Genomic DNA, 14,025 nt, shown 5'->3' on the forward strand with positions numbered 1-14,025 from the left:
TTAAAACACTAATAGAAAAATGGGTTTATTAACTGCAAATGATAATCAGCGATTAAAAGAATTAAATGATTATATAGAGAATGCAAGAAATAATTTTTTAGGATATCCTGTTTCTAAAGATTTTGATTATTCTGAAATTTTACATTTTCTTCAATATCCTATTAATAATTTAGGAGATCCTTTTGAAGATGGTACGTATAAGGTGCAAACTCATGAATTAGAAAGAGAAGTGGTTACTTTTTTTGCGAAATTATTTAGAGCAAATCCACATGATTATTGGGGATATGTTACAAATGGTGGTTCAGAAAGTAATTTGTACGGGTTGTATTTGGCAAGAGAATTATTTCCAAAAGCAATGGTGTATTATTCAGAATCTACTCATTATAGTGTTAGAAAAAACATTCATTTATTAAATATTCCAAGTATTGTGATTCGTTCGCAAGTAAATGGAGAAATAGATTATGAAGATTTTGAAAATACTTTAAGAATGAATCGTCATAAACCAGCAATTGTTTTGACTACTTTTGGAACAACGATGAAAGAGGCAAAAGATGATGTTTCAAGAATTAGAGGAATTTTAAGAAATTTAGCAATTCAAGATAGTTATATTCATTGCGATGCAGCTTTATCTGGAACTTATGGTGCTTTTATGGAACCTCGTTTACCTTTCGATTTTCAAGATGGAGCAGATAGTATCTCAATTAGTGGTCATAAATTTATAGGCTCACCAATTCCAACAGGAGTAATTATTACCAAGCGTTCTAATAGGGATAGAATTTCAAAAGGAATTTCCTATATAGGTTCGCTAGATACAACCATTACAGGGTCTAGAAATGGTCATTGTCCGTTGTTCTTATGGTATGCTTTGAAGAAACTAAATGTACAAGGGTTAAAAGAACGCTATTTAAAAAGTTTAGAAGTTGCAGAATATTGTGAAGAACGTTTAAAAGAAATTGGAGTAGCAGCTTGGAGAAATCCTAATGCAATTACTGTTGTCTTTCCAAAAACTTCAAATGAGATTAAACTGAAATGGCAATTGGCAACAGAAGGCGATATTGCACACGTAATTTGTATGCCAAATGTTACCAAAGAACAAATTGATGCTCTTGTTGAAGATATGAAAAATTGTAAAGAAGTAAACGAAGAAATTTTTGAATTAAGTTTCTAAATAAAAATTATATATTTGACAAAAAAGTAAGTATTCGGTTGAAAAACGGAATACTTTTTTTATGATATTTTAAAATTAAGAACTATGTTAGGTATTTTAGTGATTTTCTTTATCGGAAAATATTTTTATCAATTAGCAGAAAAATACAATCAGAATAAATTATTATTTGCAATTTTAGGTGTTGTAGCGTATTATGTTGGTGGAGCGATTGCAGGAGTCGTTTTGGCTATTTTTAGTATGATTATAGAATTTGAGGTTGACTGGGATAATACACTTTTAATGGGGATTTTAGGATTGCCAGCCGGATTACTTAGTTGTTGGTTGTTCTATTATTTGTTAGAGAAAAATTGGAAAAAGAAAGAAGTGAAACCACTTGAAAATATTGATGATATTGGAAGAGATTTGGAAGAATAATAAAAAATACGATAATGCAATTTGAACATGCCCCAAAAAGTTAGACACTATTTGGGGCATTTTTTATGGAAAGAAAAGTCAAGTATTCTTATGCATTTAAGTTAGAATGTGTTGAATTAGTATTAAAGAAACATTATTCAAATTTATATGTTTCAAAGTTAAAAGGTCCAGACGAATCTAATATTCGTAAGTGGATTAGATTTTATAAAAGCTATGGGAAAGAGGGTTTATTGCCCAGGAGAAATCAAAGTTATTCAGCTGATTTTAAGCTAAAAGTATTAAAAACTATAGAAAAGGAATCACTTTCATTAATAGATACTTGTTTAAAGTTTAATATTCCTGATTTAGCTATTATTGTAAAATGGAAAAAAGATTTTGTTAACTTTGGTTTTGAAGGACTACAACCAAAAATTAAAGGAAGACCAAGATCTATGAATTTTAAAAGCAAAAAAAGCAAATCAGCTAAGCCACTAACCAGAGAAGAAGAACTTCTTAAGGAAAATGAAGCATTACGTTGTGAGAATGATTATTTAAAAAAGTTACAAGCCTTAATTCAGGCGGAAGAAAGAGCCAACAAGCGCTAGTCATAATGGAATTAAGGCATAAATATGATTTAAAAGTACTTTTAAATTATACAAATATGGCAAGAAGTAGTTTTTATTATCATCAAAAACAAAGTAAATTAAGTGATAAATATAGAGTAGTTAAAGAACTAATTAAATCGATTTATCACAAACATAAAGGTCGTTATGGTTATCGAAGAGTAACTGATGAACTTCAAAATAAAGGAATAATTATTAATCATAAAACAGTTTTCAGGTTAATGAAATTATTAGGATTAAAAAGCGTCATTAGAGTTAAAAAGTATAGATCATATAAAGGAGAGCATGGTAAAATAGCTCCTAATATTTTAGAAAGAAATTTTAAAGCAACAGCACCAAATCAAAAATGGGCAACTGATGTTACCGAGTTTAATGTCTCTGGAAAGAAGCTATATTTATCACCGATAATTGACTTATTTAATCAAGAAATTATTAGTTATGAGTTAACAGAACGACCTGTATTTAATCAGGTAGTTATGATGCTTAAAAAAGCATTTAAGAAAATACCAAATAAGACTAATTTAATTTTACACTCTGACCAAGGTTGGCAATATCAAATGAAGCACTATCAATATTTATTGAAACAAAAAGGGATTACACAAAGTATGTCTAGAAAAGCAAATTGTTTAGACAATGCCATTATTGAAAACTTCTTTGGAATATTAAAATCAGAGCTGTTTTATCTAAAAAAATACAAGTCTATTGAAGAATTAAAAAAGGAGATAATAGAATATATAAGTTATTATAATAATGAAAGAATTAAATCAAATTTAAACAAAATGAGCCCGATAAAATATCGAGCTCATTATTATCAAAATTAATTATAAATTTGTCTAACCTTTTGGGTGCAGTCTAATTAGTGTTATCATATTTTTTATAAAACGTATATTACAATGTAATTTAGGAATGATACTATTGTCAGTCTTACTTGCTATAATGTCAATAGGACTTGTCAAAAATCAAGAGAATAATTATTTCAATGAGTTTTTAAATGTGTTCATTCAAGGAACAACATATTTTAACATGTATGTAGTTGTTCCTGCTATTATAGCACTGTTGCTTATTCAAATTTTTAGAAAGAAAACAAAAAACAAACAGGTAAATTTAAAAATTCATTTTCTATTATTATGGATTACAATAGTTTTGGTTCTGTTTTTATCATTGGTAACTTTTATTATTATTAGTCGCTTACATTAATCCCAAGAGATAACCGCATTAATTTTTTGCCAAAGTATATTATCAAAAGTAGATAAGGCAAAATTAGATCCATCTGCAGCATTTCCCATTCTGACTATAACAAGTTTTTGACTAGGAACGACATAAATTTTTTGGTCGTCTTTTCCTAAAGCGCAAAACATATCAGCAGGAGCATTTGGAATTAAATTGCCTTGAAACTCAAATTGAGATTGTGGTAAATGATACGAAGATTTCCCGTTTAGCCACCATAAATAACCATAAGATAAATTAATGGACTGAGAAGTTGTTGTGGCATTATTGAAAAAGTTGGTATTGAGTATTTGCGTACCATTCCAGTTTCCTTTGTTTAAAGCCAATAAACCAAATCGTGCCATGCTTCTTGTTGTACTCCAATACACACTAAAATCACCATTTTGTATCCAACTTCCCGACATTCCAATTGGATTTTTTAATTTCGAATTAAAATAACTTTCCCAACTTTGATTTGTAGCGACAGCAACAACATCTTGAAGTTTTACATAAACATTATGATAGGCCCAACGTGTTCCTGCATCGGATTGATATTGCAAGTTTGTAGGCGAAACATCATCTCCTAAATCATCATTTAAACCAGAAGTCATGGTTAAAAGATTTTTACAGCTTATTAAATTTTCTTTTGCTAAAGAAGCACTTGTCCAATTATTTCCAATATAATCTGAAACCTTGTTGTTTGTATTAATGAAGCCTTCTTGTTCCGCAATTCCCGTCAAAGTTGAAGTTAACGTTTTTCCTGCACTTGCCCAATACCATGGAGTCGTAATTGTATGTCCATTGAAATAATTTTCCATCACAATTTTTCCATTATGAAGAATAATAAAACCTTTAGTGTTTTTTAGTTCTAAATAGTCTAATAATTCTTGAGTATTGCTTTGATTTCCACCAATACTGACTATCGTTTTTGTTTCCCAAGTTGTACTGTTATTAGGAGGGAAATACATAGCGTCTTCGTAAGTGTCATTTTCATTAGAATTACAACTTAAAAATAAAGTGGCTATTAATAAGCAAGTTATACGTTTCATGGAAATTTTGTTTATAACATTAGACAATAAAAGTATTAAATAGTTTAATTAATATATCTGAAATATGTAATTTTATTTCAAAATAATAAAAATGCAAAGAAGTATAACTTTAGGTTTAATTTTAGCTCTATTTTTTTCATGTTCAACACCTGTTAAGGAAACGGATTTGGCAAAAATTAATGGTTTTTGGGAAATTGAAAAAGTAGAATTGTCCAATGGAGAAATGAAAGAATATAAGATTAATGAAGAGGTTGAGCAAATTGAATTTAATGACGGTAAAGGAATAAAAAGAAAAGTGATAATGCTTTATAGTGGTAATTTTTTTACAAACAATATTAAACAAGAATTTACAATAGAAGCAAAAGAAAACAACTATTATATTCTTAATAAAACAGACTATTCAACATGGAAAGAAGAAATTGAAAAGTTGACAGACTCTGTTTTTTTAATAAAAAATGAAGAAGGAATTAAGTATCATTATAGAAAAAGAAACGATATAAAACTTGAAAAAAATGGCGAAACGAACTAATGAAGAACTTTCTATAAAAGATGTTTTACAGAATTTTATTTCTCAGAATAAATTAGAATCGGGTATAGATAAGGTAGATGTTAAAGGAGCGTGGTTAAAGATGATGGGGAATGGAGTAGGGACTTATACTGAGGCTGTAGAACTAAAAAATAATACATTATATGTGAAATTAACATCATCTGTATTACGAGAAGAATTGTCTCATGGGAAAGAAAAAATTATAGCCATGATAAATGACGAAATGGGTAAAGATTTAATACGATATCTAGTGCTAAGATAATAACATAAAAAAAGCGGAAATGATTGAAATCAATTTCCGCTTTTTTACAACCAAATACTAAACTTTTTAATTCGTTTTAATAAATTGTTCAGATAATGTGCCACCATCTTCTGTTTTAATTGTTAAAATATATAAACCTTCTGCTAAATCTGAAATTTTTATAGAAGAATAGAAATCGCTAATTGTTTTCACCTGTTTTCCAGTAGTATCATAAATGTTCATTTCTTTCACATTTAGAGTTTCAATATTAATAATAGACAAGAAATTACTACTTGGATTAGGGTAGATTTTAACTTGATTCGCATTGAAGCTTGTGCTACTTAAAGGGGAAGATCCTTCTATGACATGTGTGGTTTGATTAGGACTAGGATTGTTAATAACATCAACAATTCCAGAAGGCCATTTAATTACAATCTGGTTTACGGCTGTTGCTGTTCCTATTCCGAAATGAGCATTAAGTGAACTCATATATCTAAAACCTTCTCCACTTCTAATATCTCTAATTTGTTTTCCCCAAGAACCATGAATTTCTACTCTAGCTCCAATTCCGTTAATGTTACTTTGTACACCTTCTAAAGTTACTTTTACCCAATTATTACCATTTGGAACAGCATAACTTATAACATTCCCGTTTAAAATATCTAAAAAACCATCATTATTTAGATCACCAATGGCACCAACACTAATTCCGTTTGAATATTTTACTTCTGAAAAAACACTATTTCCTTGATTAAACATTATTTTGTTTCCCCCTCCTAAAACATCAACATAGCCATCGTTGTCAAAGTCATAAGCTACATTGTCTATATTTGTTGTAGGATTGGTGTCCCATCCAGAGCCTGCTGTAATGTTTGTATAAGCTTCTTCTACATTATTTGTAGTATCTAAATTGTTTTGAAAGTACTTATGTGTTCCAGAACTAGCAGTAATGATAATATCCATATCGCCATCATTGTCAAAATCGGCAATAGCTGAAGACCAAGTTTGAATAGGTGTAATATCAATTTGAGCCAAAGCAGAAATATTTGTATAAACGCCATCACCATCGTTTCTGTGCAATTCGCAAGGAGGTCCAGAACATTTAGAAATAAATACATCAGTATCACCATCATTATCGAAATCCGTAAATAATGTAGAATAATTTCCACCAGTGCTACCTAAATTCATAGCACCAGGAGTAACACTACTTTGGTAATAGGTTAAATTTCCATTTCCATCATTAAGATAGTAGACATTCGGTGCTATATCATGACAAGAAAAAACATCCAAATGACCATCATTATTTAAATCAGCAAAATTGGTTCTTTGACAAAATATATACTCACTAGGAGTAAAATTAGAGTAAGCTGTACCTGTGCTGTTTGATGTCCAGACACTTAAGCCTTGTCCGTTACCTAGAATAATATCATTATATCCATCTCTGTTATAATCACCAGCTGCTAAACTCCATGAAGGCATTTTACTTGTTCCTGTAATAGGAAAATCGGTAATTGAAAATGCCCCTGCAGTTGTTCCTTGATAATGGACTTTCAAACTATTTGCGTTAACACCTGCTATGTCATCTTTGTAGTCACCATTCATATCTACAATACACAGTTTATACTGACTAGTTATTGTACTTACAGTCTCTTTAATATAAGAAATTGGAGGAGGAATAATGGTAGTTTCTGTTAATTCAAAATTGAAGCCATCAGTGCTCCATCTGTTATCCCAAGCAATGTAGTAAGTAACGCCACCAGTTACTACAAAAGTCTTAGTAGATAAATAAGAATTTGTGTTTCCAGAATTACATTGAATTGTTCCAGAATTGTCATCGCCAACAAAACAGTTTAGCGCAGTACATGTTCCTGTGTAGACGTTGAAATTTGTGTTTTTACAAATGTTTTCAATCAAATCGGACGAAATGGTTACTTCATAATCCTGAGAAGGCGTATAAGAATACCATTCAGCCTTTGAGCTTGTAGAACAAGAAGTGCTTAAATTGGTAGTATTGATAGCATTAACTGTTGTGATTCCTGCCGTTATAGGTGTTGCAGTAAGACAAGGGTTTGGTGGAATAGGAGCTTCGCTTAGTTCAAAGTCGAACCCATTAGTATTCCATTGATTATTCCACATAATATAGTAAACTGTTCCAGCTACTACGTTAAAAGTTTTTGTAGATAAATAAGAATTTGTATTTCCAGTATTACATTGAATAACTCCAGAATCATCGTCTCCAGTAAAACAAGTTAAGCTGCCACAAGTTCCAGTATAAACTTCAAAATTAGTGTCTTTACAAATGTTTTGAGATAAATCGGAAGTAACAGTAACGCTATAATCATTAGTGGGGGTGTAGATATACCATTCTGCCAAGGCAGAAGTAGAACAACCTGTTGTTATATTTGCTCCGTCTATAACATCTACAGTGACAACACCTGCTGTAAGTGGTAAAGCTGTATCACATGAATCTTGGGAGTAATTCATTTGATAGCTTAATAGTGCAATGAGGAAGCATAATTTTAAAATTATGTCTTTTCTATTTTTACTATATTGGGTAGTTTTAGATTTCATATTGTTTGTTTTTTTGTTTTAGTTGCAATCATGTAAAGAATTTATCCAATCTTTCATAAGCAAAACGCCTTCAGTATGTATAATTGTTCTACCATGTAAAGGCATTCTATACGCTTCATTGGTTGTGTTTATTCTATAAAATAGCATTGATTGACTCACGTTTTGAGGTTGTACAATCCTATTTAGTTCATTAGGAAAATCTTGCATGTCTTGGGTATCTACACAGACACCCATGTTAGGTTCGTTATTTAAGGTTTCATTAAAACCGAATCGCATAGGTCTATAATCGCAATGTCTTTCTTCTTGATGACAATGTGCGCAATTAATATCTACATAAGACCGAGCTCTTTTATCGATAGGTTTAGAAGAATCATTATAATCCACTGTTGTGTTTTCTTCTGAAGGGAAATTGATAGCGCTTTCCAAGTATCCTTTTTCAACCCATTTTGTTAGCTGATTTTTGGTTTCGTTACCATAATTATAATCGAAATTTAAATTTTGAGGCTTAATTCCGATGGGGATATAGCTGATAACTTCAGATCCACCAACAAGTACTTCTTTTTTATGACAAACAATACATTGTGCCTCATTTGGAATTCTATAATTGGTACTTTTAATAGTGTTGTTTTCATCTAACCAAGTAACAAGTGTGTTACTTCCAACTAAATCTAAATTCGCCTCGGTTTGATCTTCATTCCAAACATAATTTGCAAATATCCAACCCGAACTTTTTCGAATCATGATTCTAGTTTCAATAATTCTAGATGCACCAACTGGAGATACATTTTGAACATTATCATAGTAGAAAGTTTTTATTAATGCCGAACCAACAGGAAGTTCTAGAACATTCATGTCTCCGTTTTGTGTTGCCTTTTTGTTTTCAGGAATCCAAACAAATCGTTTTTTGTGCGCGTAATCTGTAAATAAACTACTTGCTGGTGCATAGGGAAGCACGCCTAAAGAAGGACTTTGATTTTTTATATCACCTTCAAAGAAACCATAATCTGATAATTTCGGATATGGAACTTGAGTTAAGTCTACTTTAATAGGTGAAAGGGGGATTTCAGTGTAATTATCGTCTTTATTACAAGAAGAAAAAAACACTGAAATAATGAATAATATTAAATATTTTGAGGAGTTTTTAGTCATATTTGTTGATTTTTGTTCTTCAAATATAACTAATTATCAATTATTTAACATTTGTTTTTGTAGAAAAATTAAATAAAATATTTTTTTTATAGCTTTACTACTACATTATGGTTTTTTAAGGAAGCTAATGACTCTTCAGAAAGGTGTTCGAACTTTTCTTCGAGTTGTATTAAGTTTTTCTTTTGATTGATACGTCTTAATGAATCAAAAAAACGACGTACTTCTTCCGAGTTAGATAAAACCAAATGAGGTACTTTTGTTGTGTTTCCAGCTTCATCTTTTGCAACCATAGTAAAGTAACTAGAATTGCAATGTTTTACTTTTCCAGTTTGAATATTTTCTGAAACAACTCTAATACCAACAACCATAGAGCTAGTACCTACGTAGTTTACAGAAGCTTTTAAAGTAACTAATTCTCCAATTTCTATTGGATTTAAGAAGTTTACAATATCTACAGAAGCAGTAACACAATAGCAACCCGAATATTTTGAAGCACTTGCGAAAGCAATTTGATCCATTAATTGAAGTAAATAGCCACCATGAATCTTACCACTAAAATTGGAGTGAGAAGGAAGCATTAATTCAGTTAGTGTTACTTTTGAAGCGCTTACGGTATTACTTTTTTTATTATTCATTAGATTATTTATTGTAAATAGCAATCGTTAATTTTTCGTCTTTGTCTATGGAAGCACGATACATTCCAGCAGTATTAAATTCCATAACAATATTTCCTTTAGCATCTAGAGCAATAATACCACCTGTTCCGCCAAGTTTTGTTAGTTTATTTTGAATCACTTCCTTACTTGCTTCTTCTAAAGAGATATTTTTATATTCCATCATGGCAGAAATATCATAGGCAACAACATTTCGAATGAAAAATTCGCCCCAACCTGTTGCAGAAATACCACATGTTTTATTGTTAGCATAGGTTCCTGCTCCAATTACAGGAGAATCTCCAATGCGTCCCCATTTTTTATTTGTCATTCCACCTGTTGAAGTACCTGCGGTTATATTTCCATCTTTGTCTAAGGCAACGCAACCAACAGTTCCAAACTTAGCATCTTTAATATCTGGATCATAGAATGAAGCTTTACTATCATGATCGAGTTCTATAGCTTCTTTTTCTTTTGCTTTTAAAAGCGAATTGTATCGTTTTTCAACATAAAAATAGGAAGGATCAACAATCTCGATACCATTTTTTGAAGCAAAATATTCAGCACCTTCTCTAGCAAGCATCACGTGTTCCGATTTTTCCATAACGGCACGAGCCAAATCAATAGGGTTTTTTACGGTTGTTACACCTGCAACAGCACCTGCTTTTAAAGTTTTACCATCCATAATAGAAGCGTCTAATTCATTTTTTCCTTCATTAGTAAAAACTGCTCCTTTTCCAGCATTAAACAGAGGAGAATCCTCTAGGATATTAATTGTTTTTTCAACGGCATCTATACTTGTGCCTCCATTTTTAAGAATGGTGTAACCTTCTCGAACCGCTTTTTCTAGTACTAATTTGTATTCTTCTTCTAGCTCTGGAGACATATTCTTTTTTAAAATAGTTCCAGCACCACCATGAATAACAATAGCGATTTCTTGTTGGGTATTTTTTGTTTCTAAATTTTGCGCTGTTTTACATTGAATTAGAAAAAAGGATACAATGATTAGAATGTATTTTCTCATTATTTTCCATTATTAAAATAAGGAGAATCCTCTTTTTCTGCTTTGGTTATAAAATAGCGAGAATCGCCCCACCAGAAAAATGTGCGAAGTCTTTCTACATATTCTACTTTTACAAAATTTCCTTGTAACGATTGTAAACTATCAATAACTTCTTGATCATTATCTAAAACCGAGAATTTGAAAATTTGAGCTCCAGAAATACCTTGACTAATTTCTCCTTCCCAAGTTTTCACAACATAGCCTTTGTTGCTAATTTTAATAAGTTCTCCAGATCGAGTACCTTTACTATAAGGAACATAATAAACATAAGTCATGTAGCCCGTAATAGAAAGCGTTGTTGCAATAACAACATAGATGATTATTTTTTTGAATGTAGACATAGTATTTTAATTTATTTGATCAAATTCTTCTTCTGTAGCTCTTTTAATAATACTTTCTGGAAGTGCTTTCTTTGCTTTTGCACCCATTTTTCTTAATTTTTCGGCACTTCTAACCAAGTTTCCTTTTCCTTCTACTAACTTATTCATGGCATTACCATATTCTGATTTTGCTTCGTCCATTTTCTTACCAATCTTAATTAAATCGGTAACAAAACCTTCAAATTTATCATATAAAGCACCCGCTTGTCGTGCAATTTCCATAGCGTTCTCTTGTTGCTTTTGATTCGACCACATGCTGTCAATTGTTCGAAGTGTTGCCAAAAGAGTAGAAGGAGTAACGATAACAATATTCTTCTCAAAAGCTTTGTTGTATAATGTATTATCTTCATTTAAAGCCAATGCAAAAGCTGGTTCGATAGGAATGAAAAGTAAAACAAAATCGGGACTTTCCATTTGGTAAATGTCTTGATAATTTTTATCACTCAATTGATCCACATGACGTTTTACAGAAGTAACATGTTCTTTTAAAATTCCTGCTTTCAAATCGTCATCTTCTTCATTCACAAAACGTTCGTAGGCTGTTAAAGACACTTTCGAATCGACTACCATTTTCTTTCCATCAGGAAGATTGATAATAACATCGGGCATAACTCTGTTTCCTTCCTCGGTAGTAAAACTTTGTTGCACTTCATATTCGCGACCTTTTTCTAGTCCCGATTTTTCTAATACACGTTCCAATACTAATTCGCCCCAATTTCCTTGCATTTTACTATCTCCTTTTAGTGCCTTAGTAAGGTTCACTGTTTCTTTACTCATTTTGTCGTTCATTTCGCGAAGTCCCAAAATTTGTTGACGTAAAGCTGCGTGATAATCGATGCTCTCCTTGTGTGTGTCTTCTACTTTCTTTTCAAACAACTGAATTTTTTCTTGAAGCGGATTCAAGATAATCTTCATGTTCTCTTTGTTTTGTTCTGTGAATTTATTCGTTTTTTCTTCTAAGATTTTGTTCGCTAAATTCTCAAATTCTTTAGTAAACTTCTCTTGCAATTGCTCTACTTCTTGTTTTTGCTCTTTATTGCGTTCTAATAAATTATCAAAATCATTTTCCTTTTTAGCCAAATGAATAGCATACGATTCTTTTTCTCTTTGAACCGTTTCTTTATCGGTAACTACTTGAGCTATGTTTTTTTCGTATTGATTCTTCTCAGACTGGAATTGAATTTTTAATTGTTCTATTTGGCTTGTTAAACCATTTACACGTTCTTCTAATCCCGATTTTTCAGCTTGCGATTGTGTTTTAGAAAGTAATTTTCCAATATAAAAACCTATAGATAAGGCTATAATAAATGTTACTATAATAAGTATAGATGTATTCATGAATTGATTAATTTGTGTAAAGTTAAGAATTACTTTTTAAGATTTGAAAATTGATGCTTTTTTAATGTTCTTTGAAGAATTTTCCAATGATTTCTTATTTGTTTTTTTATTTCAGGAGCATTCATTTCTTCTGAAGCTTTATAGATGTATTTTATATAATTACCTCTGTATTTTCTGTTAAATGAAGTTACTATAAGTTTACCATTTTTCAACTCAGATCTTTTAGAGCTTAACAATCTTGATTTTGTTCCTCTAAAACTATATAAGCGATAAATCTTTCGTTTATAAATAGGAGATTCGTCTAAAAGATACTTTTCATTTATTTTCTCTACTCTTTTAGCTCTTCTATTAACAGCATCTTTCATATTTCTATAAAACCCAGCTAAATTTTTTGATTTAACTAATGTTTTATAACCATAAAACTCAAAACCTAAATAGTTTAAAGGGATATCTTTTGTTTGATTTCCTTCTTTATCTAATTTGTAACATTGTAGTTTATTGTTATCTACTTTAAATAAGGTTTTTTCTGTTTTCTCTAATGAAATTACTAATTCAATTTTTCTAATTTCTTCACTAACGAAATTTTCAACTAAGTCTACTTCATTTTCTTTACAAATTACAATAATATCATCTGAATAACGTCTGTAAAAAATATTTTTTGGAACCGTTAGATTTTCAATAATAGCTTCATCAAAAGGCAACATATAAATATTGGCAAGCAATGCGCTAATTGGTAAACCTTGAGGAATTCCAATTAATTTTCCGTTTTTCTTTTTTTGATTTTTATGAATAATAATGTCAGAATTGATTAAGTCTTTTATGGAATTAAAAAAAGTATGTTTTCCCTCTTTTTTTAATCGCATAAGCTCTTTTTCGTCAAAATGATTATTCTTTGTTCTTAAATCATTTAATTTAACATATGAAAAACGCGTAGCTGCTTTAAAAATACTGTAATGATCTTTTGGTAATGTTTTACAACCTAAAATTTTTGCCCAAATTAATTTTAGTTGTTTATGATTTAAAGTAGGAAAGAAGTTCTCAATATCAAAAGCTAAAACAACACAATGCTCCCTTTTCTTTATTTCATCAAAAATATCTTTTGCAAAATGAACATTGTTTTTAAATTTTATTTTATCATCTGTTAGTATTTGTCGATAGGCTGAAATCGAATTAGATAAAACGCTGTTTTTGGCTAAGTAATCTTCATATTTTGGAGTAATTACTTTTTGAGTGTAATAGGAATAAATATGAGCATCAATATGACTAGCGTATAAAATCTCTCTAATTTTTGTATTGGAAACAACAGTTCCTTTTTTATCTAGTTTTTTATGTGAACGTCTAACTTTTCCATTAAAATCAGAAAGTTTATAGCGTCTTTGCTTGATTTCTTTAAAAATCAATGGATAAAAAGAATGTTTAGCTACTTTTTCTGCATTGGATATGTACCTCTCAATCTCTTTTTTAATTGATAAAGGAGTTTTATTAGAAAAGTGAGGATAGCCTCTGTCTTTAAACCAATCTTTTTCTGTAGTCATAATTTAAATAAAAGCAATAGAAGTTCTCGCACGGTCTTTTAACAAAATAAAACGTAACATCTCTTAAGAGATTGAGCCATTAGCCGAGTTCTCGACTCCCGCTGGTCTT

General features: G+C 30.4%; 13 protein-coding genes. 5 read left to right on the forward strand and 8 right to left on the reverse strand.

The window, feature by feature from the left end:
• Positions 1 to 19: 19 nt before the first annotated feature.
• From L2Z92_RS12210 to L2Z92_RS21510, 3 genes are all read left to right on the forward strand, one after another.
• Entirely contained in the window at positions 20 to 1,168 is a 1,149-nt protein-coding gene (locus L2Z92_RS12210) for a histidine decarboxylase (protein WP_236453604.1), read from the forward strand.
• Positions 1,169 to 1,252: 84 nt separating this feature from the next.
• Positions 1,253 to 1,582, forward strand: a complete 330-nt coding sequence (locus L2Z92_RS12215; RefSeq protein WP_236453606.1) for a DUF350 domain-containing protein — start codon at positions 1,253 to 1,255, stop codon at positions 1,580 to 1,582.
• A 65-nt stretch (positions 1,583 to 1,647) separates the two neighbouring features.
• Positions 1,648 to 3,005, forward strand: a protein-coding gene (locus L2Z92_RS21510; protein WP_407647538.1) for an IS3 family transposase whose coding sequence is annotated in 2 segments (ribosomal slippage) — positions 1,648 to 2,128 and positions 2,128 to 3,005 — 1,359 coding nt in all. Because the reading frame shifts where the segments join, the coding sequence is not laid out codon by codon here.
• A gap of 372 nt (positions 3,006 to 3,377) precedes the next feature.
• Here L2Z92_RS21510 and L2Z92_RS12230 read toward each other — a convergent pair.
• Positions 3,378 to 4,439, reverse strand: a complete 1,062-nt coding sequence (locus L2Z92_RS12230; RefSeq protein ID WP_236453612.1) for a serine hydrolase domain-containing protein — start codon at positions 4,437 to 4,439, stop codon at positions 3,378 to 3,380.
• Between the two features lie 91 nt (positions 4,440 to 4,530).
• On the opposite strand from L2Z92_RS12230, the gene L2Z92_RS12235 reads away from it, so the two are divergent.
• Together L2Z92_RS12235 and L2Z92_RS12240 are read left to right on the forward strand one after the other, a co-directional pair.
• A complete protein-coding gene (locus L2Z92_RS12235; RefSeq protein ID WP_236453615.1) occupies positions 4,531 to 4,968 on the forward strand; it encodes a hypothetical protein in 438 nt (145 codons plus the stop codon).
• On the forward strand, positions 4,952 to 5,248 hold the full coding sequence (locus L2Z92_RS12240) for a DUF721 domain-containing protein (RefSeq protein ID WP_236453618.1): 297 nt from the start codon (positions 4,952 to 4,954) through the stop codon (positions 5,246 to 5,248). The genes L2Z92_RS12235 and L2Z92_RS12240 overlap by 17 nt, the downstream gene beginning before the upstream one ends.
• A 66-nt stretch (positions 5,249 to 5,314) precedes the next feature.
• Here the strand turns inward: L2Z92_RS12240 and L2Z92_RS12245 are convergent, their stop codons facing one another.
• The 7 genes from L2Z92_RS12245 to L2Z92_RS12275 form a co-directional block, all read right to left on the reverse strand.
• Positions 5,315 to 7,798 carry an FG-GAP-like repeat-containing protein gene (locus L2Z92_RS12245; RefSeq protein ID WP_236453620.1) on the reverse strand — a complete coding sequence of 828 codons (2,484 nt, stop codon included), beginning with the start codon at positions 7,796 to 7,798 and terminating at the stop codon, positions 5,315 to 5,317.
• An 18-nt stretch (positions 7,799 to 7,816) separates the two neighbouring features.
• A complete protein-coding gene (locus L2Z92_RS12250) occupies positions 7,817 to 8,947 on the reverse strand; it encodes a hypothetical protein (protein WP_236453623.1) in 1,131 nt (376 codons plus the stop codon).
• A gap of 86 nt (positions 8,948 to 9,033) precedes the next feature.
• A complete protein-coding gene (locus tag L2Z92_RS12255) occupies positions 9,034 to 9,582 on the reverse strand; it encodes an acyl-CoA thioesterase (protein WP_236453627.1) in 549 nt (182 codons plus the stop codon).
• Positions 9,583 to 9,586: 4 nt separating this feature from the next.
• Entirely contained in the window at positions 9,587 to 10,624 is a 1,038-nt protein-coding gene (locus L2Z92_RS12260; RefSeq protein WP_236453629.1) for an isoaspartyl peptidase/L-asparaginase family protein, read from the reverse strand.
• Positions 10,624 to 11,004: a 6-phosphogluconate dehydrogenase gene (locus tag L2Z92_RS12265; RefSeq protein WP_379677904.1), complete on the reverse strand. Its 381-nt coding sequence runs from the start codon at positions 11,002 to 11,004 to the stop codon at positions 10,624 to 10,626. The genes L2Z92_RS12260 and L2Z92_RS12265 overlap by 1 nt, the downstream gene beginning before the upstream one ends.
• Positions 11,005 to 11,010: 6 nt before the next feature.
• Entirely contained in the window at positions 11,011 to 12,381 is a 1,371-nt protein-coding gene (gene rmuC / locus L2Z92_RS12270) for a DNA recombination protein RmuC (protein ID WP_236453631.1), read from the reverse strand.
• Between the two features lie 29 nt (positions 12,382 to 12,410).
• On the reverse strand, positions 12,411 to 13,916 hold the full coding sequence (locus L2Z92_RS12275; protein ID WP_236453634.1) for a reverse transcriptase domain-containing protein: 1,506 nt from the start codon (positions 13,914 to 13,916) through the stop codon (positions 12,411 to 12,413).
• Positions 13,917 to 14,025 lie beyond the last annotated feature (109 nt).

This window comes from Flavobacterium jumunjinense, assembly GCF_021650975.2.
GTDB lineage: Bacteria > Bacteroidota > Bacteroidia > Flavobacteriales > Flavobacteriaceae > Flavobacterium > Flavobacterium jumunjinense.

What these genes read in the sequence shown, in the direction of transcription:
- L2Z92_RS12210 (WP_236453604.1), top strand. Translation starts at nt 20, where the DNA reads ATGGGTTTATTAACTGCAAATGATAATCAGCGATTAAAAGAATTAAAT.
- L2Z92_RS12215 (WP_236453606.1), top strand. Translation starts at nt 1,253, where the DNA reads ATGTTAGGTATTTTAGTGATTTTCTTTATCGGAAAATATTTTTATCAA.
- L2Z92_RS12230 (WP_236453612.1), bottom strand. Translation starts at nt 4,439, where the DNA reads ATGAAACGTATAACTTGCTTATTAATAGCCACTTTATTTTTAAGTTGT.
- L2Z92_RS12235 (WP_236453615.1), top strand. Translation starts at nt 4,531, where the DNA reads ATGCAAAGAAGTATAACTTTAGGTTTAATTTTAGCTCTATTTTTTTCA.
- L2Z92_RS12240 (WP_236453618.1), top strand. Translation starts at nt 4,952, where the DNA reads ATGGCGAAACGAACTAATGAAGAACTTTCTATAAAAGATGTTTTACAG.
- L2Z92_RS12245 (WP_236453620.1), bottom strand. Translation starts at nt 7,798, where the DNA reads ATGAAATCTAAAACTACCCAATATAGTAAAAATAGAAAAGACATAATT.
- L2Z92_RS12250 (WP_236453623.1), bottom strand. Translation starts at nt 8,947, where the DNA reads ATGACTAAAAACTCCTCAAAATATTTAATATTATTCATTATTTCAGTG.
- L2Z92_RS12255 (WP_236453627.1), bottom strand. Translation starts at nt 9,582, where the DNA reads ATGAATAATAAAAAAAGTAATACCGTAAGCGCTTCAAAAGTAACACTA.
- L2Z92_RS12260 (WP_236453629.1), bottom strand. Translation starts at nt 10,624, where the DNA reads ATGAGAAAATACATTCTAATCATTGTATCCTTTTTTCTAATTCAATGT.
- L2Z92_RS12265 (WP_379677904.1), bottom strand. Translation starts at nt 11,004, where the DNA reads ATGTCTACATTCAAAAAAATAATCATCTATGTTGTTATTGCAACAACG.
- rmuC (WP_236453631.1), bottom strand. Translation starts at nt 12,381, where the DNA reads ATGAATACATCTATACTTATTATAGTAACATTTATTATAGCCTTATCT.
- L2Z92_RS12275 (WP_236453634.1), bottom strand. Translation starts at nt 13,916, where the DNA reads ATGACTACAGAAAAAGATTGGTTTAAAGACAGAGGCTATCCTCACTTT.